Here is a 19,577-nt window from a genome sequence, read left to right as displayed (position 1 = left end):
TGTGGTTCCCAACCAACAACCCTGTTGGCGGAACCTAACAATTGAATACAACACCACCCCCTGCCCGCGGGCAGGGATGTTGTAACCACAAGACTTCCCAACCCCCTGCGGGGTTCGGGTACAAGGGTTACGGCGGTCATAGCGTGGGGGAAACGCCCGGTCCCATTCCGAACCCGGAAGCTAAGACCCACAGCGCCGATGGTACTGCACCCGGGAGGGTGTGGGAGAGTAGGTCACCGCCGGAACAACTATTAATGGTCGAGGCCCCAACCACACGGTTGGGGCCTCCCACATTTAACAAACAAAACATTCTTGGGCTGCTCCATCAGGTACGGTCCCCAAAACCCGCGCTCACCAGCCACATTTACTGGCGCATGTGGCTCAGCCGCCTAGACTTACCGTCTATGACCCCCCAGATCCAAGGACCCAGGGGCAAGCGGGCCACCATCCTGGATGTGGCAGCTGCAGCCGGTGTATCACGCCAGACCGTGACCCGCGCCATGAATGACATGGCCGGCATCAGCCAGGAAACCAGGGAACGGGTCCAGGGACTTGCGGCGGAAATGGGGTACATCCCCAGCCGCTTTGCGAAGGGCCTGGTGCAGGGCGCCCGGACTTCCGTAGGACTCGCCATCCCGGACCTGACAAACCCGTATTTTCCGGCCTTCGCCTCCAGCGTGGTGGAGGCTGCCACCGAGCGTGGCTGGAACGTGGTGATGGACGATTACGGCCATGGCACCGGCAGCGCCGTAACTGCCGCTGCCCGGCTTGCGCCCCAGGTGGATGCGCTGATCGGCTACCTTGCGCCGCACCCCGATGAAGCGCAGGCGCTGATGGGCCGGCGCCCCGTCGTCGCCATCGACTACCCGGGCACGGACACCGCCGGAGGAATCGCCTTCGACTACCGTCACGCTGCCCGGCTCGCCCTCAGGCACCTGTCGTCCCGGGGCTGCCGGAACATCATCTTCCTGGACTCGGACCAAGGCACTAACGCCAGCAGCCGCAGCGCGGCAGCAGCGGCCGAGGCCGAAGAGGCAGGCGTGCACCTCACCCGCCTGCCGGCGGAGCCGTCCGCGGCCGCTGCCAAATCGGCGATCGCCCTGCTCTTGACGAGCGGGGGGCGCGTCGACGGCATTCTCGCCTTCAACGACCTGATGGCAGCAGGCGCACTGAAGGCGCTCCAGGGAACTGGCAGGTCTGCCCCGGACGATTGTCCGGTCATCGGCATGGACGGGATACCACTCGGGGAGCTGCTCACCCCTGAGCTGACCACCCTCTCGCTGGACCTTCACGCGGTGGGCCGCGCCGCCGTCGGACTCGTGGACAGCTTGCTTTCCGGCGCAGTCCAGGACCGCAGCCCCGAGGCCTTCCTGACCCTCCGGCATCAGCTTGTCCTCCGGCAGTCCGCCTGACCCCTACTCAAATGGAAATCGAACGGTTAGGCTTCTTCTGCAGCACCGTGAACGTTCACGTACCGTACTCCTCCCCGCCAAGGAAGACACATGCCATTGCACAACCGAGCCGGAACTGCCGGTTACGGCTCCGCCGCCACAGCCACGGCCCCCTCCCGCTTCCTGGAGCTTGGTGCCGCGGAGGCCAGGGAATTGGCCTCGCCGGCACCGGGGCGGGGAAGCCTTCCAGCGCGGGCGCACCTCGAATCCGACGCACCCAGGCTCTCACTGAACGGGGAATGGCAGTTCCGGCTGAGCCCCGGCATCCGGACCGCACCCAACGACGGGTGGCAGCGCGGCAACGGGCTGTCCGGGTTCACTGCCCTTCCCGTCCCCTCGAGCTGGAACATGCATGGCCACGGCTCTCCGGCCTACACCAACGTCCAGTTCCCCTTCCCGGTGGAACCCCCGCACGTGCCGGATGCCAATCCCATCGGCGACCACCTGGTGGCCTTTGAGGCAGGCCCGGAGTTCCTCCCGCACGCCGTGCTCCGGTTCGATGGCATCGATTCGGCCGGGACCGTGTGGCTGAACGGGGTGGAACTGGGGTCTACCCGCGGGAGCAGGCTGGCCCACGAATTCGATGTCTCCGGCGTCCTGGTGGAAGGAACCAACACCCTGGCGGTCCGGGTGGCCCAGTTCTCCGCCTCAAGCTACGTGGAGGACCAGGACATGTGGTGGCTCCCGGGCATCTTCCGGGACGTAACGCTTCAGGGCCGGCCGGCGCAGGGGATCGACGATGTCTTTGTCCACGCGGGCTACCACCCGGGAACGGGCGCCGGCTCACTCCGCGTTGAGGTGACCCGCTCGGGGCAGGCGATTGACGCCGTCGTCCGCGTTCCGGAACTTGGCCTCGAGCTGGCCGCCGGGGTGGAGCAGCAAATCCCCGGCGTGGAGCCCTGGTCCGCTGAAATCCCACGCCTCTACGACGCCACTGTCAGCACCCCCGGCGAGACTGTCTCGCTGCAGCTGGGCTTCCGGAGCATCACCATCGAGGACGCCCAGTTCAAAGTGAACGGCCGGCGGATCCTGCTTCGCGGCGTAAACCGCCACGAGCACCACCCCCGGCTTGGCCGCGTGGTGCCGCGGGATGTGGTGGAGGCCGAGCTGCGGTTGATGAAGCAGCACAACATCAATGCCATCAGGACCTCGCATTACCCGCCGCACCCCGAGTTCCTTGCGCTGGCGGACCGGCTGGGCTTTTACGTCGTCCTTGAATGCGACCTGGAAACGCACGGCTTCCACAGCGCCGGCTGGGCACAAAACCCCAGCGATGATCCGCGGTGGGAGGCTGCGCTGGTGGACCGGATGCAGCGGACGGTGGAGCGCGACAAAAACCATCCTTCGGTGATCATGTGGTCGCTGGGCAACGAGGCGGGCACCGGCAGGAACCTGGCGGCCATGTCGCGCTGGACCAAGGACCGTGATCCGTCGCGTCCCATCCACTACGAAGGTGACTGGTCCTCGCCAGACGTGGACGTCTACTCACGGATGTACGCCAGCCAGGCCGAGACGGAGCTCATCGGGCGGGGCATTGAACCGGCCCTGGAGGATGCCGCACTCGATGCGCGGCGCCGCGCCATGCCGTTCATGCTGTGCGAATACGTCCACGCCATGGGCAACGGGCCTGGCGGCATGAGCGAGTACCAGGAGCTGTTCGAACGGTATCCCCGGCTTATGGGCGGCTTCGTCTGGGAGTGGCTTGAGCACGGGATCACCGTCCCCTCCCCTGGCGGCGGCCACCACTTCGCCTATGGCGGGGACTTCGGTGAGGAGATCCACGACGGGAACTTCGTCACGGACGGGCTGGTGGATGCCGACCGCAACCCCCGCCCCGGCCTGCTGGATTTCAAGAAGGTGATTGAACCGCTGCACATCGGGGTGGCAGACTCCTGGGCCGGCTTCACCGTGCGGAACGGCCAGGACTTTGCCGACACATCCGCCTTGCGGTTCCAATACAAGGTGGAGGACGACGGCGGCACGCAGCTGGAGGGATCGGTGGCAGTTCCGCCGCTCGCACCGCAGTCCCAGGCCGTCGTGGAGCTGCCGGCAGAGGTGGCCCGGTATGTGGCGGGCCTGCCGGAGAGCCAGCCGGCCGTACTCACGGTCAGTGCCGTACTTGCCTCGGACACTGCCTGGGCTGCTGCCGGCCATGAGGTGGCGTGGGGGCAGGCAGTCAGGGCGGTGCAGCCACCCGCCATGCCGCCGGCCGAAGAACCGGTTGACGTCACCGACCAGGAACTCCGGCTGGGTCCTGCCGTATTCGACCGGGCCACCGGCATGCCCACCTGCATCGGGGGCCTGCCCGTGGAAAAGCTGGGCCTGGTCCTGTGGTGGGCACCCACGGACAACGACCTTGGCCGGGAGTGGGGAAGCGCGGACGAGCGGCCCCTTGCCACCCAGTGGAAGGAGGCGGGACTCGACCGGCTGCACACCCGCCTGCTGGGCATCAGCGCCGAAACAACGCCCGACGGCGGCGAGCACCTTCGCGTCAGCACGCGCATGGGGGCGGCGGACAAGCAGTTCGGAGTGTTGGTCGACTATGAGTGGACCAGCGGGGCCGGCTCCCTGGCATTGCGGACCCATGTCACGCCGGTAGGGGAGTGGGTCAACGCCGGCTTTGAGGTGGAGTGGGCTCGGATCGGGCTGGAGCTTGTGCTGGGCGCCGGGACAACCACCGTGGGCTGGTTCGGCCAGGGCCCGCACCAGAGTTACCCGGACACCGGGCAGGGCACCCGGACAGGATGGTTCGAGCTGCCCCTTGCCGGCCTGGACGTGGAGTACGTCCGCCCCCAGGAGTCGGGGGCCCGGTCCGGAGTGCGGTCCGCGGTGTTGAGCGCGGGTGGCAGGGAGCTGCACGTTTGCGGCGCGCCCTTTGCGCTGACAGTCCGGCCATACAGCATGCAGGCCCTGGCAGCAGCCACCCACAGGCCCGATCTCATTCCGGACGGGCGCACCTACATCTACCTTGACCATGCCATGAGGGGTGTGGGGACGGCAGCGTGCGGGCCTGGCGTGCTGGAGCCATACCGGTTGAAGCCCCGGACGGCGGCCTTCGACGTGGTCCTCCGGGTAACTGGGAACGGCCTGCAGCAGATGTGAGCCACTCCATAAAGCCGGCAAACTGGCGCCGGAGCCCCGCCTAAGCAACCAAAAACCGCGGTATTCCGGGGTTTAGGAGGCCCCTGGGGTACGGTTTGGTTCGATTTGCGGTGGGGGTTGTGTGCGGGTATTGTTTTCTGAGTCGCCGCCGCTGAAGCGGAAAAATAGCGGCCAACCCCCCTTTTTGAACGGCCTGGAAAATGGTTCGCTTTTTGTGCGTGCTGTTGGTGGGTGGGGGCTGATCCTGGAGGTTTTGGGTCACGGAAACGTGGTTTGCAAAGCCGGGTGGGATCGGGTAAGTTTGAAAAGTTGCTCCGGAGCGATCCTGAACGTTGGTTTGGGTGGTGCCGGGTGTGTCTGTTGTTTGAGAACTCAATAGTGTGCCAAGTTTGTTGATACCGATTATGTATGTAATTGGTTGAATTTGCCGAATCGTGCCGCCCCTGTGGTGTGGTTTGGTGTTTTTAGCTGGTTTCAAATTTTGTGCAGCCATTATGACCGTTATTTCCGGTGGTTTTGGTTGTGTCTGTTTGTTTTCAACGGAGAGTTTGATCCTGGCTCAGGATGAACGCTGGCGGCGTGCTTAACACATGCAAGTCGAACGATGATGCCCACTTGTGGGTGGATTAGTGGCGAACGGGTGAGTAACACGTGAGTAACCTGCCCTTGACTCTGGGATAAGCCTGGGAAACTGGGTCTAATACCGGATATGACCTTCCATCGCATGGTGGTTGGTGGAAAGCTTTTGTGGTTTTGGATGGACTCGCGGCCTATCAGCTTGTTGGTGGGGTAATGGCCTACCAAGGCGACGACGGGTAGCCGGCCTGAGAGGGTGACCGGCCACACTGGGACTGAGACACGGCCCAGACTCCTACGGGAGGCAGCAGTGGGGAATATTGCACAATGGGCGCAAGCCTGATGCAGCGACGCCGCGTGAGGGATGACGGCCTTCGGGTTGTAAACCTCTTTCAGTAGGGAAGAAGCGTAAGTGACGGTACCTGCAGAAGAAGCGCCGGCTAACTACGTGCCAGCAGCCGCGGTAATACGTAGGGCGCAAGCGTTATCCGGAATTATTGGGCGTAAAGAGCTCGTAGGCGGTTTGTCGCGTCTGCCGTGAAAGTCCGGGGCTCAACTCCGGATCTGCGGTGGGTACGGGCAGACTAGAGTGATGTAGGGGAGACTGGAATTCCTGGTGTAGCGGTGAAATGCGCAGATATCAGGAGGAACACCGATGGCGAAGGCAGGTCTCTGGGCATTAACTGACGCTGAGGAGCGAAAGCATGGGGAGCGAACAGGATTAGATACCCTGGTAGTCCATGCCGTAAACGTTGGGCACTAGGTGTGGGGGACATTCCACGTTTTCCGCGCCGTAGCTAACGCATTAAGTGCCCCGCCTGGGGAGTACGGCCGCAAGGCTAAAACTCAAAGGAATTGACGGGGGCCCGCACAAGCGGCGGAGCATGCGGATTAATTCGATGCAACGCGAAGAACCTTACCAAGGCTTGACATGAACCGGAAAGACCTGGAAACAGGTCCCCCACTTGTGGTCGGTTTACAGGTGGTGCATGGTTGTCGTCAGCTCGTGTCGTGAGATGTTGGGTTAAGTCCCGCAACGAGCGCAACCCTCGTTCTATGTTGCCAGCACGTGATGGTGGGGACTCATAGGAGACTGCCGGGGTCAACTCGGAGGAAGGTGGGGACGACGTCAAATCATCATGCCCCTTATGTCTTGGGCTTCACGCATGCTACAATGGCCGGTACAAAGGGTTGCGATACTGTGAGGTGGAGCTAATCCCAAAAAGCCGGTCTCAGTTCGGATTGGGGTCTGCAACTCGACCCCATGAAGTCGGAGTCGCTAGTAATCGCAGATCAGCAACGCTGCGGTGAATACGTTCCCGGGCCTTGTACACACCGCCCGTCAAGTCACGAAAGTTGGTAACACCCGAAGCCGGTGGCCTAACCCCTTGTGGGAGGGAGCTGTCGAAGGTGGGACTGGCGATTGGGACTAAGTCGTAACAAGGTAGCCGTACCGGAAGGTGCGGCTGGATCACCTCCTTTCTAAGGAGCACCTACAACAACCGGCCTGGATGTATGTCCGGGTGTGGGGGTTGTCAGGAAGCAAGCCCGTTGCGCAGGCGATTGTCCTGCGGCGGGTGCTCATGGGTGGAATATCAACAAATAGCGGCCGTTGTGTTGTCGTGTCTTTTCCTAGTACGAACCCTGGTGGTTCTGGAACGGTGGGCGTGGTGATGTGGTGGTTTTCGTGTTTGGCACACTGTTGGGTCCTGAGGCAACAGGACCACGGGTTCGCTGTCTTCGCCTTTCGGGGTGTGGGTGGTGTTCTGGTGGGTTTGTTTGTTTCTGGTTTCCCTGCCATGACGGTCCACGCACGTGTGTGTGGGGTGTGTGGTGTGGGGTTGTTGTTTGAGAACTACATAGTGGACGCGAGCATCTTGTATAAGAAGCAATTTCCAAGATAAATGAACCTGGATCTGGTTCGTGTGCCTTTGGGTGCGCGGGACAGTTTTCGTGGTTCTCTCGAAAATGTTTTTGATCTTTGTGGTCAAGTTTTTAAGAGCACACGGTGGATGCCTTGGCATTAGGAGCCGAAGAAGGACGTAGGAATCTGCGATAAGCCTGGGGGAGTCGATAACCGGACTGTGATCCCAGGGTGTCCGAATGGGGAAACCCCGCCAAGCGCGCGAGTGACTTGGTGACCCGTACCTGAACACATAGGGTGCGTGGGGGGAACGCGGGGAAGTGAAACATCTCAGTACCCGCAGGAAGAGAAAACAATAGTGATTCCGTTAGTAGTGGCGAGCGAACGCGGATCAGGCTAAACCGTTCCATGTGTGATAGCCGGCGGGCGTTGCATGGTCGGGGTTGTGGGACTTTCCATACCAGTTCTGCCGGGCTGGTGGGGTGTGATGTGCGCGCATAGGTGAACGGTTTTGAAAGGCCGGCCAGAGAGGGTGTTAGTCCCGTAACCGTAATGTGTTTGTACCGCCTGTGAGAGTATCCCAAGTAGTACGGGGCCCGAGAAATCCCGTGCGAATCTGTCAGGACCACCTGATAAGCCTAAATACTCCCTAATGACCGATAGCGGACCAGTACCGTGAGGGAAAGGTGAAAAGTACCCCGGGAGGGGAGTGAAACAGTACCTGAAACCGTGTGCTTACAATCCGTCGGAGCCAGTCTGATTCTGGTGACGGCGTGCCTTTTGAAGAATGAGCCTGCGAGTTAGTGTTACGTCGCGAGGTTAACCCGTGTGGGGCAGCCGTAGCGAAAGCGAGTCTGAATAGGGCGTGTGAGTGGCGTGATCTAGACCCGAAGCGAAGTGATCTACCCATGGCCAGGTTGAAGCGACGGTAAGACGTCGTGGAGGACCGAACCCACTTCAGTTGAAAATGGAGGGGATGAGCTGTGGGTAGGGGTGAAAGGCCAATCAAACTTCGTGATAGCTGGTTCTCCCCGAAATGCATTTAGGTGCAGCGTTGCGTGTTTCTTGCTGGAGGTAGAGCTACTGGATGGCTAATGGGCCCTACAAGGTTACTGACGTCAGCCAAACTCCGAATGCCGGTAAGTGAGAGCGCAGCAGTGAGACTGTGGGGGATAAGCTTCATAGTCGAGAGGGAAACAGCCCAGACCACCAACTAAGGCCCCTAAGCGTGTGCTAAGTGGGAAAGGATGTGGAGTTGCCCAGACAACCAGGAGGTTGGCTTAGAAGCAGCCACCCTTAAAAGAGTGCGTAATAGCTCACTGGTCAAGTGATTCCGCGCCGACAATGTAGCGGGGCTCAAGTACACCGCCGAAGTTGTGGCATTCAGATATTTAGCTAAGCCCTTGTGGTTCAGGCGTCTGGATGGGTAGGGGAGCGTCGTGTGGGCAGTGAAGTCGCGGTGTAAACCAGCGGTGGAGCCTACACGAGTGAGAATGCAGGCATGAGTAGCGAAAGACGGGTGAGAAACCCGTCCGCCGAATGATCAAGGGTTCCAGGGTCAAGCTAATCTGCCCTGGGTAAGTCGGGACCTAAGGCGAGGCCGACAGGCGTAGTCGATGGACAACGGGTTGATATTCCCGTACCGGCGAAAAACCGTCCATGTTGAACAGGGGATACTAACCGCCCGAGACCTGCCTGACACCCCTTGTGGGTGAAGGGTTTTGGTGGAGCGCGGGACCTGATCCTGGGAGGCAAGCGTATTAACAGGTGTGACGCAGGAAGGTAGCCGAGCCGGGCGATGGTTGTCCCGGTCTAAGGATGTAGGGCGAGTGGTAGGCAAATCCGCCACTCATATAGCCTGAGATCTGATGGGACCCCCGTTTGGGGGGATTTGGTGATCCTATGCTGCCGAGAAAAGCATCGACGCGAGGTTTTAGCCGCCCGTACCCCAAACCGACACAGGTGATCAGGTAGAGAATACTAAGGCGATCGAGAGAATTATGGTTAAGGAACTCGGCAAAATGCCCCCGTAACTTCGGGAGAAGGGGGGCCCCAACCTTGAACGGACTTCGCGTCCGGGAGGGGATCGGGGCCGCAGAGACCAGGGGGAAGCGACTGTTTACTAAAAACACAGGTCCGTGCGAAGTCGCAAGACGATGTATACGGACTGACTCCTGCCCGGTGCTGGAAGGTTAAGAGGACCGGTTAGCCTCACGGCGAAGCTGAGAATTTAAGCCCCAGTAAACGGCGGTGGTAACTATAACCATCCTAAGGTAGCGAAATTCCTTGTCGGGTAAGTTCCGACCTGCACGAATGGAGTAACGACTTCCCCGCTGTCTCAACCATAAACTCGGCGAAATTGCAGTACGAGTAAAGATGCTCGTTACGCGCAGCAGGACGGAAAGACCCCGAGACCTTTACTATAGTTTGGTATTGGTGTTCGGAGTGGCTTGTGTAGGATAGGTGGGAGACGTTGAAGCCCGGACGCCAGTTCGGGTGGAGTCATCGTTGAAATACCACTCTGGTCACTTTGGACATCTAACTTCGGCCCGTAATCCGGGTCAGGGACAGTGCCTGATGGGTAGTTTAACTGGGGCGGTTGCCTCCTAAAAAGTAACGGAGGCGCCCAAAGGTTCCCTCAGCCTGGTTGGCAATCAGGTGTCGAGTGTAAGTGCACAAGGGAGCTTGACTGTGAGAGAGACATCTCGAGCAGGGACGAAAGTCGGGACTAGTGATCCGGCGGTACATTGTGGAATGGCCGTCGCTCAACGGATAAAAGGTACCTCGGGGATAACAGGCTGATCTTGCCCAAGAGTCCATATCGACGGCATGGTTTGGCACCTCGATGTCGGCTCGTCGCATCCTGGGGCTGGAGTAGGTCCCAAGGGTTGGGCTGTTCGCCCATTAAAGCGGTACGCGAGCTGGGTTTAGAACGTCGTGAGACAGTTCGGTCCCTATCCGCTGCGCGCGCAGGAAATTTGAGAAGGGCTGTCCTTAGTACGAGAGGACCGGGACGGACGAACCTCTGGTGTGTCAGTTGTACTGCCAAGTGCACCGCTGATTAGCTACGTTCGGATGGGATAACCGCTGAAAGCATCTAAGCGGGAAGCTCGCTTCAAGATGAGATTTCCATACACATTATGTGTGAGAGGCCCCCAGCCAGACCACTGGGTTGATAGGCCGGATGTGGAAGCGAGGACTAACGACTCGTGAAGCTGACCGGTACTAATAGGCCAATAACTTACACCACACAGAAAAACATTCTGCTTGCGTCCACTATGTGGTTCCCAACCAACAACCCTGTTGGCGGAACCTAACAATTGAATACAACACCACCCCCTGCCCACGGGCAGGGATGTTGTAACCACAAGACTTCCCAACCCCCTGCGGGGTTCGGGTACAAGGGTTACGGCGGTCATAGCGTGGGGGAAACGCCCGGTCCCATTCCGAACCCGGAAGCTAAGACCCACAGCGCCGATGGTACTGCACCCGGGAGGGTGTGGGAGAGTAGGTCACCGCCGGAACAACTATTAATGGTCGAGGCCCCAACCACACGGTTGGGGCCTCCCACATTTAACAAACAAAACACCGCACGCCGCGGGCCTTCCGGCCGTGCATCCTGGCGGGCCGTGGCTGGGAGGTGCCGGCCGCCGTCGCACTTGCCTGTCAGCCGAGCGTGGACCGCGGTGCTGCTGGTGCCCGTGATGCGTTTACGAGGGTGAAAACGGCCGAAGAATCGGTGATTAACCTCAAAAAATGGCGGAAACACGCGGAATTTGCGGCCCGGAACCGCCCAAGCTGGTAAGTTTTCGAACAGTGGCCTGCGCGCATGCCGTGTGCAGGCTCCAGAATCAGAACCGTCCAGGAGGACATCAATGGCTAAGAACCGTAGTGAACTTGTTGCAGAGGTAGCTGGCAAGGCCGGCACCAGCCAGGCTGCCGTCAACTCCGTCCTCGACGCACTGTTCGAGGTTTTCGAGACTTCTGTCGCCGCCGGCGAGAAGATCACCATCCCGGGCTGGCTCGCCGTCGAGCGCACCGACCGTGCAGCCCGCACCGGCCGCAACCCGCAGACCGGCGAAACCATCCAGATCGCAGCAGGCCACAGCGTCAAGCTGACTGCCGGCTCCAAGCTGAAGGCTGCAGTCTCCAAGAAGTAGAGCTTATTCCCGGCCGGCGCGCAGCCGGCTGGAACAGGAGCGGCAACCCCACGGGTTGCCGCTCCTTGGCGTTTAACCCGGATTCGCCGCCCGGGCAGGCGTAGCGGACAATGGAATGGTGTCTTCTGCCGCAAAACCACGTTCCACCCCGCCCCAGACCAATCCTGGCAAGGGAGCTGCGGTCCGGGACGCCGGAAGCCGCGGGATCCCGGTGCCCTGGCAGCTGGCGGGCCTGGCAGCGCTCTTCCTGGGCCTTGCAGCAGCACTGATCTTCTCCGGTGCAGCAGCGGCCCGCAGCGTCGCTGATCCCGGAGCCCTGGTCCGCTGGGGGCTGCCCATCAGCAAGGCCATCCACAACGTGTCCCTGGCGACCGTCGTCGGCGGCCTGATCTTCGCCGTCGGCATCCTCCCGAAGAACCTCAAGAACCCGAACCCACGTGGCCGGGACCGGGAGACTCCCGCCGGCAACGGGGCGCCCGAACATCCCGCGTTCACCCGCGCGCTGGCTGTGGCGGCCGCTGCGGGCGCGGTGTGGACCTTGTCCGCCATCGCCGTCCTGGTGCTCACCTACGCCGACGTGGCCGGTCAGGGGCTGTCCGGCGATCCCGCCTTTACGCAGGCACTGGTCTACTTCATGACGGACATCGATACGGGCCGGGCCTGGCTCGCCGTCACCATCATTGCCGCAGTGGTGACAACCGCCCTGTTCGGCGTCCGGTCCCTCGGCGGCCTGGCCCTGACCCTCATCCTGGCTTTCATCGGCCTGGTACCCACGGCCCTGATCGGCCACTCCTCCAGCTCGTCGGACCATGAGGGCGCCATCAACTCCCTCGGCCTGCACCTGGTGGGGGTCAGCACCTGGGTGGGCGGCATCATCATCCTGGCCCTGCTGTCCGGCATCCTCACAGGCAGCAAGGCCGGGGCCGCAGCAGACATCACCGAGCCCACCCTGCGCCGCTTCTCCACTTTGGCCGGCTTCGCTTTTGTCCTGGTCTTCGCTTCCGGAATCATCAACGCCAGCATCCGCGTGACCAGCTGGCCGGATCTCTTCGGCTCCGCCTACGGGCAGCTGATCCTGGCCAAGACGGCAGCGGCAGTGGTCCTCGGCGGCATCGGCTTCATGCACCGGCAGTGGGTCATCCCGCAGCTGGGCCGCAAGGGAGCCACCATGTCCTCACGGCGGGTGCTGTGGCAACTGGTCCTCGCGGAGCTGCTGATCATGGGCGCCACGTCCGGCATCGCCGTGGCCCTGGGCCGTTCAGCCCCGCCACAGCCAACGGAACTGGCGCCCAACGCCTCACCGGCCTTCATCCTCAGCGGCTACGAGCTGCCGCCTGAGCTCACCCCGGAACGCTGGCTCACTGAGTGGCGCCTGGACTGGATCTGGGTGGGCGTGGCCCTCTTCGGCCTGGTCACCTACTTCCTGGGCGTTGCCAAGGTCCGCCGGCGCGGAGACTCCTGGCAGTGGTTCCGGTCCGTGAACTGGGTCATCGGCCTGGTGGTGCTGACATACATCACGTCCGGGCCGCCGTCGGTCTATGGCCGCATCCTGTTCTCCGCGCACATGGTGGACCATATGGCGCTGACCATGGTGGCCCCGATCTTCCTGGTGCTGGGTGCGCCGGTGACCCTGGCCCTGCGTGCCCTGCCCGCCCGCGGCGACGGCTCCCGCGGCTCCCGCGAGTGGCTCTTGGTCTTCGTCCACTCGAAGTTCTCGCAGCTGGTCACCCACCCGCTGTTCGCGGCTGCCAACTTTGCCGGCTCCATCATCCTGTTCTACTACTCGGACCTTTTCGGCTTCGCCATGCGCGAGCACGTGGGCCACGAACTGATGAACCTGCACTTCCTGCTCACCGGATACATCTTCGTGCTGAGCATGATCGGCACGGACCCGCTGCCGCGCCGGGCCCCGTACCCCATGCGGCTGCTGCTCCTCCTGGCCACCATGGGCTTCCACGCCTTCTTCGGTGTGTCCATCATGGGCGGCACCGGCCTGATGGCAGCGGACTACTTCGGCAACCTGGGCCGTACCTGGGGGCCGTCGGCCCTGTTGGACCAGCAGGCCGGCGGCGCGGTTGCCTGGGGCATCGGCGAGGTGCCCACGCTGCTGGTGGCGATCGGTGTCGCCGTCATGTGGTCCAGGTCGGACCAGCGGGAGACCAAACGGGTGGACCGCGCGGCGGACAGGAATAACGACGCCGATCTGACCGCTTACAACGATATGTTTGCCAAATTGGCCGAACGCGACGCCAAGCTGGCTGAACGCAACAAGCTGGAAGGACGCTGATGAGCGAAACCGTACGCACCCATGCCCGGGTCCGGGCCTCCGAACTGGTGGGCCGCAACTGGTTGAACACCGGTGGCAAGTCCCTGGACCTCGAAGCCCTGCGCGGCAAGATCGTGCTCCTCGACTTCTGGACCTTCTGCTGCATCAACTGCCTGCACGTCCTTGATGAGCTGCGGCCGCTCGAGCAGCAGTACTCGGACGTGCTGGTCACTGTGGGAGTCCACTCGCCCAAGTTTGAACACGAGGCGGACCCGGTGGCGTTGGCAGCAGCCGTGGAGCGCTACGAGATCCACCACCCTGTCCTGGACGACCCCGAGCTGGACACCTGGAAGGCCTACACCGCCCGTGCCTGGCCCACCCTGGTGGTCATCGACCCCGAGGGTTACATCGTGGCGCACCTTTCCGGTGAGGGCCACGCGGACGGACTCGCGGTGCTGATCCCCGAACTGATCGCCGAGCACGAGGCCAAGGGCACCCTGCACCGCGGCTCCGGCCCGTACGTGGCGCCCGAGGCAACATCCGGCACCCTGCGCTTCCCCGGCAAGGCACTCTTCCTCCCCCCGGGACGCGGGTCCACGGCTGGAACGGCCGACGGCGGCACGCCCGCAGGTGCAGCGGCTTCCGTTGCTGCGGAGAAGGGTTCCTGGCTGGTCACCGACACCGGCCACCACCGGCTGGTGGAACTCGGCACCGACTTCGAAACAGTCCTGGCCACCTTCGGTTCGGGCACCAAGGGCTACGCTGACGGACCCGCCGCGGGGGACACCGCCAGCGCACAGTTCAACGAGCCCCAGGGCTTGGTCCTGCTCCCGGAAGACGTGGCAGCCAAGGCGGGCTACGACGTCGTGATTGCCGACTCGGTCAACCACCGCCTGCGTGGACTGTCCCTCACGGACGGCAAGGCCTCCACCCTGGCCGGCAACGGTATCCAGCGACTGCTGGAAACCGGCCCGGCGCGTGTGGACGAGGACGGCGCAGGCTTTAGCGGCTCCCTGGGCACTGACCCGCTGGATGTGGCGCTGAGCTCGCCGTGGGATGTTGTGTGGTCGCGCAAGCTCAATGCGGTGGTGGTGGCCATGGCCGGCACGCACCAGATCTTCAGCTTCGACCCCGTCACCGGCGCCGTCTCGATCATCGCCGGCAACGGCCTGGAAGGGCTCCTCGACGGTCCCGCCCACGAGTCCTGGTTCGCCCAGTCCTCCGGCCTGGCCGAGGATGCGGACGGCAACATCTGGGTAGCGGATTCCGAAACCTCGGCGCTCCGCAAGCTGGTCATTGCCGACGATGCGTCCATCACCGTGGAGTCCGCCGTGGGCAAGGGCCTGTTCGACTTCGGCTTCCGCGACGGCCCCGCCGCTGAAGCCCGCCTGCAGCACCCCCTCGGTGTGACCGTCCTGCCCGACGGCTCCGTGGCGATCGCGGACACCTACAACGGAGCCGTGCGCCGCTACGACCCCGCGACCGGCACCGTGTCCACGCTGGCCCGCGGGCTTGCCGAGCCGTCCGACGTGATTGTGGACCACACCCAGTCCGCCGGCTCCGAGCCCCTCCTGGTGGTGGTCGAGGCCAACAAGCACCAGCTGGTCTACGTGCCCATTCCCAAGGAAGCGCAGCAGGTGGATGAGGGCGCGTCCCAGACCCACCGGCCCAAGAGTCCTGTTGCGCCCGGCACGCTGGATCTGACCGTCCGCTTCACGGCTCCCACCGGGCAGAAGCTCGACGACCGTTGGGGCGATCCCACGCAGCTGAAGATCTCCTCAACGCCGCCGGAGCTGCTGGTGTCCGGTGGCGGGACCTCCGTGGGCCTCCTCCGCACCCTGGAGCTGTCCCCGGACGTTCCCGAGGGCGTGCTGCACATTACCGCGCGCGCCGCGGCCTGCGACGGCCCCGAAACAGAGGACGGCGAGATCCCGGATCACGCCGCGTGCCACCTGTACCAGCAGGACTGGGGCATCCCCGTGGTCCTGCAGGCCGACGGCGACACCGAACTGGTCCTGGACCTGCGCGGGATGGACTGACCCGGCGAAGGTCCTGCCTAACTGGCTGCTTCCCGTGGCTTTGCGTCACGGGAAGCAGCCTTTTGCGTTTGCTGCCAGCCGGCAATCCCGGAAATCCGGGCACAGGATTCTTTGGGAGCCCCGAAAGCGTGCTCTGCGTGACGCCCCCAATACCGCCGATATCCACATGCCGCCGGAGCACGCTGTCAGCACGGGCACCGTAGCGGCCAGCATTGCCGCATGGATGTCCTCAAAGCCCTGGAAGTTTGCGGCGGAGCGGCGCGGAGGCCTGCCCTTGCCCGGCTGGGTGTGGATGACGCCGCCCTCCGTCGGGCAATGCGGGCAGGAGTGCTGCAGCCCGACCGGGGGCTTTACGCGCTTCCGACGGCGCCTCCGGACCTGGTTGCCGTGCTGCGGAACCGCGAGCTGCTGACCTGTTCAAGCGCTGCGGCTGCCTACGATCTGTGGTCCCTGCTCTCCGACGGACGCCGCCACGTTTATCACCGCCGGCAGGAGGCAGTGCTTAGTGGCTCGGTCCACCACGCCGGGCTCCTGCTTCCGCCCTCCCGGTTCCAGCCGGTGGCCGCCCTCGCCGATGTCCTGATCCACGCCCTGCGGTGCCTGTCCTTCGCGGAGTCCTTGGTCATGGTGGAATCCGCGGTTTCGCGCGGGGAGATGACAGTTGATTTCCTGCGCCAGCGGCTGCCTGGAAAGCGGAACGGGAGAGCCAGGGCTGTACTCGACTGGGTGGATACCGGGGCGGACTCCCTCCTGGAGACGCTGGCCCGGACATATTTCCGGCAGGCCGGAATCTCCGTGGAGGCGCAGGTGTACCTGGAAAGGGTTGGTTATGTTGATCTGCTGCTGGACGGATGGCTGGTGGTGGAACTGGATGGACGGCATCATGCCGAGTGGAAGCAGGTCCAGAGGGATCACCGCCGGAATAATGAATCGGCCATCCAGGGGTACACGGCCCTGCGGTATTACTATGCGGACGTGGTGCACCGGCCCCACGAAATGGTCCAGCAGGTGCTTGCCGTTCTCAGACGGCGACGGTAGTCCAAGGGTGGCGTCACGCGAAGCACGCTTTCGGACAGCCGGAAGCGGCCGGGACCCGCGAAATCAAGGGTTGTGGCACCAGACTCTGCTGAAAGCGTGCCCTGCGTGACGCGCACGGCACAGGCGGCAGGCTAGAAGCTCAGCTGCGGGGTGACCTTGACCGTGTCACCGGAGACGTCCAGGCGGGTGGTGAAGCTGAAGTCCACCTCCGCGTCCAGCGGGTACCAGGCCCCGGTGAAGGCGTTCTGCTGGAGCGCCTCAACCTTGGCTTTGCCGTCCAGCGGCGACACTACCCATCGGCCGTCGAACGGCTCCACCGATACCCCCGGGTACTCGGTGACGGTCCAGCGGATAGTGCCGTCCTGGACCCGGTTGTTGCTGGCGTAATAGAAGGGGCAGTCCGGCTGGAGCTTCTGTTCCTTCACGGCCTCGGCCGCGCAGCCGTCCAGGAATTCCCTGACCTTGGCGGCAACATCGTTCTTCAGCTTGTCCGTGGCCTGGGTCAGCAGGTTCAGCGGCGCCACCGGGGCGTCCTTTGCGGTGACCGTGGCACGCGTGGCGGGGGCCGAGAAGTACTGCCCATCCAGGGAGGCCTCATACTCGCCCGGGTAGAACACGGCGAAGGAATTGCGGCCGTTGGGCATGTTCACCGGAACACCGTTCACCACGGCCTCGTTGCCGTTGACCACGGTGATATCAACGGTGGGCAGCCGCGACGGGACGAATGCCCACGTGTTGAAGAACAGCCACTCGGTACCGGTCTTCTGCAGCAGGAATTCAGTGTGCAGCCGGCTGCCGTCAATGGTGTATTCCATGGGCACCATGACCTGGTTCCCCGGGCGTTCCTGCGGGTCCCCGATGGACACATTGGTGACGCGGGAGGCCGCGGTCTGCAACCCACTGCCATCCAGCATGGCGGCGTTGCTGGGCGGAACTGCGGCCCGCAGGATCCCCAGCGCACGCCCGCCGTCCCCGCTCTTGAGCGCGTCCAGGTATTCCCTGACCGGCTGCTGCGGACTGGCAACGGTATTGTTCACCACGTTGATGGCCACAATGGCTGCGGCGACGGCAAGCATGAGGCCCAGCAGCCATCCGGCCGCGATCCTCACCAACGCTTGACTCATCTGCACGTTCTACACAGTAACGTCAGTGCGGACGCACTCTAAAGTTGGTGTCCCCCTAATCCGGCGGACACCACCTACGTAACGCCCGACGGCGGCGCCCAGGATGCGGGCCGACAGGAGCCTTGGCTGAGGCCCGGGACACCAAGGGCAGGGTCAGCGGCGGCGGCGCCGGGACGAGGTTCCGAACACTCCGCGGAGCAGTTCGCGGCCCAACTGCGTCCCCATGGACCGCGCCATGCTCTTCAGCCCGCCGCCCAGGGCGCCGCCGAGGACTCCGCCAAGGTCACCCATCATGCCGCCCGGCTGCGGCTGCGGCTCCGGCTGGCGGGGCTGGGACTGGCGTGTCCGGGGCGCCTTCGCACGCGGCTTGGACTCGGAGGTCCGCGGTTCGTCGTATTGGGGCTCGGTGTATTGGGGTTCGGGTGCCTGCGCGGGCCTGCTGCTGGGCCTGCCCAGGATCTCCTCCTCGATCCGGCGGGCCTCGGCGTCAACGTCGTACGCGCCAGGCGCACCCGAGGTACCGGCGGAAGCTGCCCCGGTGTCAGGCGCGCCGGCAGGAGGTGCTGATGCCGCCGGTCCTGTGGGCGCCGCGGCCTTGCCGTTGAGTTTTTCGTAGGCGGACGGGTTGTCCACCGCGGTTCCGTACTTGCCCAGCAGCGCCGAACCCGCCACCGTGCTGCGCACCAGGGCGTCCTCGCTGGGGCCCATGACGGATTCCGGGGCGCGCAGCCGGGTGAGCGCCACCGGAGTGGGTGCGCCCTTTTCGTTCATGACGGTGATGACGGCCTCCCCGATGCCCGCCGAGGTCAGCGTCTCTTCGAGGTCATAGTCGCTGAGGGGGAAGGTGGACACCGTGGCCTTGAGGGCCTTGGCGTCCTCGGGGGTGAAGGCACGCAGGGCGTGCTGGACCCGGTTGGCGAGCTGGCCCAGGACATCGGCGGGGACGTCCTTGGGTGTCTGGGTGACGAAGAAGATGCCCACGCCCTTGGACCGGATCAGCCGGACCGTGGTGGTGATGGCGTCCAGGAAGGCTTTGCTGGCGCCGTTGAACAGCAGGTGGGCTTCGTCGAGGAAGAACACCAGCTTGGGCTTGTCCAGGTCGCCGGCCTCGGGGAGGTCCTCGAACAGGTCCGCCAGCAGCCACATCAGGAAGGTGGAGAACAGCATGGGCTTGGTCTGCAGGGTGGGCAGTTCCAGGCAGGTGACCACGCCGCGGCCGTCGGGGGCGGTCCGCAGGAGTTCGGCGGTGTCGAACTCCGGTTCGCCGAAGAACTTTTCCAGCCCCTGGGCTTCCAGGTTCACGATCTCGCGCAGGATCACGCCGGCGGTGGCCTTGGACAGGCCGCCGAGTTCCTCGAGCTTGTCTTTGCCCTCGTCCGAGGTGAGGAACTGGATGACGGCGCGGAGGTCCTTGAGGTCGATCAGCTCCAGGCCGTTCTTGTCCGCGAAGTAGAACACCAGCTGCAGGCTGGACTCCTGGGTGTCATTCAGTTCCATGATCCGGGAGAGCAGGATGGGTCCGAAGGAGGTGATCGTGGCGCGGACCGGCACGCCGTTGCCGTCGCCGCCCAGCGCGAGGAATTCCACGGGGAACGTCTTCCCCTGCCACGCCTGGCCGATGCTGTCCGTGCGGGCCCTGAGTTTGTCGCTGCCGACGGCGGCCGTCGCCAGGCCGGAAAGGTCACCTTTGATGTCGGCCAGGAACACGGGCACGCCTGCCGTGGACAGCTGCTCGGCCATCATGTGCAGCGTGACGGTTTTGCCGGTACCGGTGGCTCCGGCCACCAGCCCGTGCCGGTTCATCATGGCCAGCGGCAGCCGCACCGGCGCGTCCTTGTGGAGTTCGCCGTCGATGATGGCGGCTCCCAGTTCGATGGTGGCGCCTTCCAGCGTGTAGCCCTGCTGGATGGTGGCAAGCTTCTCTGCTGTGGTTTTGGTGGCCATGGCGCTAGCTTAG

The 19,577-nt window shown here is 63.5% G+C and carries 8 protein-coding genes and 4 rRNA genes; 10 read left to right on the top strand and 2 right to left on the bottom strand.

What is annotated here, in order from left to right; genetic code table 11:
• Positions 1-128 precede the first annotated feature (128 nt).
• The 10 genes from rrf (LDO22_RS12780) to LDO22_RS12735 all read left to right on the top strand — a co-directional run bounded on the left by rrf (LDO22_RS12780) (position 129) and on the right by LDO22_RS12735 (position 16,496).
• A 5S ribosomal RNA gene (gene rrf, locus LDO22_RS12780) occupies positions 129-245 on the top strand.
• Between the two features lie 159 nt (positions 246-404).
• Positions 405-1,412 carry a LacI family DNA-binding transcriptional regulator gene (locus LDO22_RS12775; RefSeq protein WP_224023629.1) on the top strand — a complete coding sequence of 336 codons (1,008 nt, stop codon included), beginning with the start codon at positions 405-407 and terminating at the stop codon, positions 1,410-1,412.
• Between the two features lie 90 nt (positions 1,413-1,502).
• A complete protein-coding gene (locus LDO22_RS12770) occupies positions 1,503-4,553 on the top strand; it encodes a glycoside hydrolase family 2 TIM barrel-domain containing protein (protein WP_224023627.1) in 3,051 nt (1,016 codons plus the stop codon).
• Positions 4,554-5,089: 536 nt separating this feature from the next.
• Positions 5,090-6,611 (top strand): 16S ribosomal RNA (locus LDO22_RS12765).
• Positions 6,612-7,114: 503 nt separating this feature from the next.
• Positions 7,115-10,243: ribosomal RNA gene (locus LDO22_RS12760) — 23S ribosomal RNA — on the top strand.
• A gap of 157 nt (positions 10,244-10,400) precedes the next feature.
• Positions 10,401-10,517 (top strand): 5S ribosomal RNA (rrf, locus tag LDO22_RS12755).
• The 16S, 23S and 5S rRNA genes sit together here, the layout of an rRNA operon.
• A gap of 351 nt (positions 10,518-10,868) precedes the next feature.
• The gene (locus LDO22_RS12750; RefSeq protein ID WP_011693739.1) at positions 10,869-11,153 is read left to right on the top strand and encodes an HU family DNA-binding protein; all 285 of its coding nucleotides are present in this window, start codon (positions 10,869-10,871) and stop codon (positions 11,151-11,153) included.
• Positions 11,154-11,268: 115 nt separating this feature from the next.
• Positions 11,269-13,440, top strand: a complete 2,172-nt coding sequence (locus LDO22_RS12745; protein ID WP_224023625.1) for a cytochrome c oxidase assembly protein — start codon at positions 11,269-11,271, stop codon at positions 13,438-13,440.
• Complete coding sequence (locus LDO22_RS12740) at positions 13,440-15,458, top strand: NHL domain-containing thioredoxin family protein (protein WP_224023623.1); 2,019 nt, start codon at positions 13,440-13,442, stop codon at positions 15,456-15,458. The genes LDO22_RS12745 and LDO22_RS12740 overlap by 1 nt, the downstream gene beginning before the upstream one ends.
• Before the next feature lie 219 nt (positions 15,459-15,677).
• Positions 15,678-16,496, top strand: a complete 819-nt coding sequence (locus LDO22_RS12735; RefSeq protein WP_224023620.1) for a DUF559 domain-containing protein — start codon at positions 15,678-15,680, stop codon at positions 16,494-16,496.
• Positions 16,497-16,627: 131 nt separating this feature from the next.
• Here the strand turns inward: LDO22_RS12735 and LDO22_RS12730 are convergent, their stop codons facing one another.
• Positions 16,628-17,620, bottom strand: a complete 993-nt coding sequence (locus tag LDO22_RS12730; protein ID WP_201302372.1) for a hypothetical protein — start codon at positions 17,618-17,620, stop codon at positions 16,628-16,630.
• Between the two features lie 153 nt (positions 17,621-17,773).
• A complete protein-coding gene (locus tag LDO22_RS12725) occupies positions 17,774-19,564 on the bottom strand; it encodes a helicase HerA-like domain-containing protein (RefSeq protein WP_224023618.1) in 1,791 nt (596 codons plus the stop codon).
• Positions 19,565-19,577 lie beyond the last annotated feature (13 nt).

The organism is Arthrobacter sp. NicSoilC5, from assembly GCF_019977395.1.
Taxonomy (GTDB): domain Bacteria; phylum Actinomycetota; class Actinomycetes; order Actinomycetales; family Micrococcaceae; genus Arthrobacter.
This window is presented reverse-complemented; position numbering and strand designations above follow the sequence as displayed.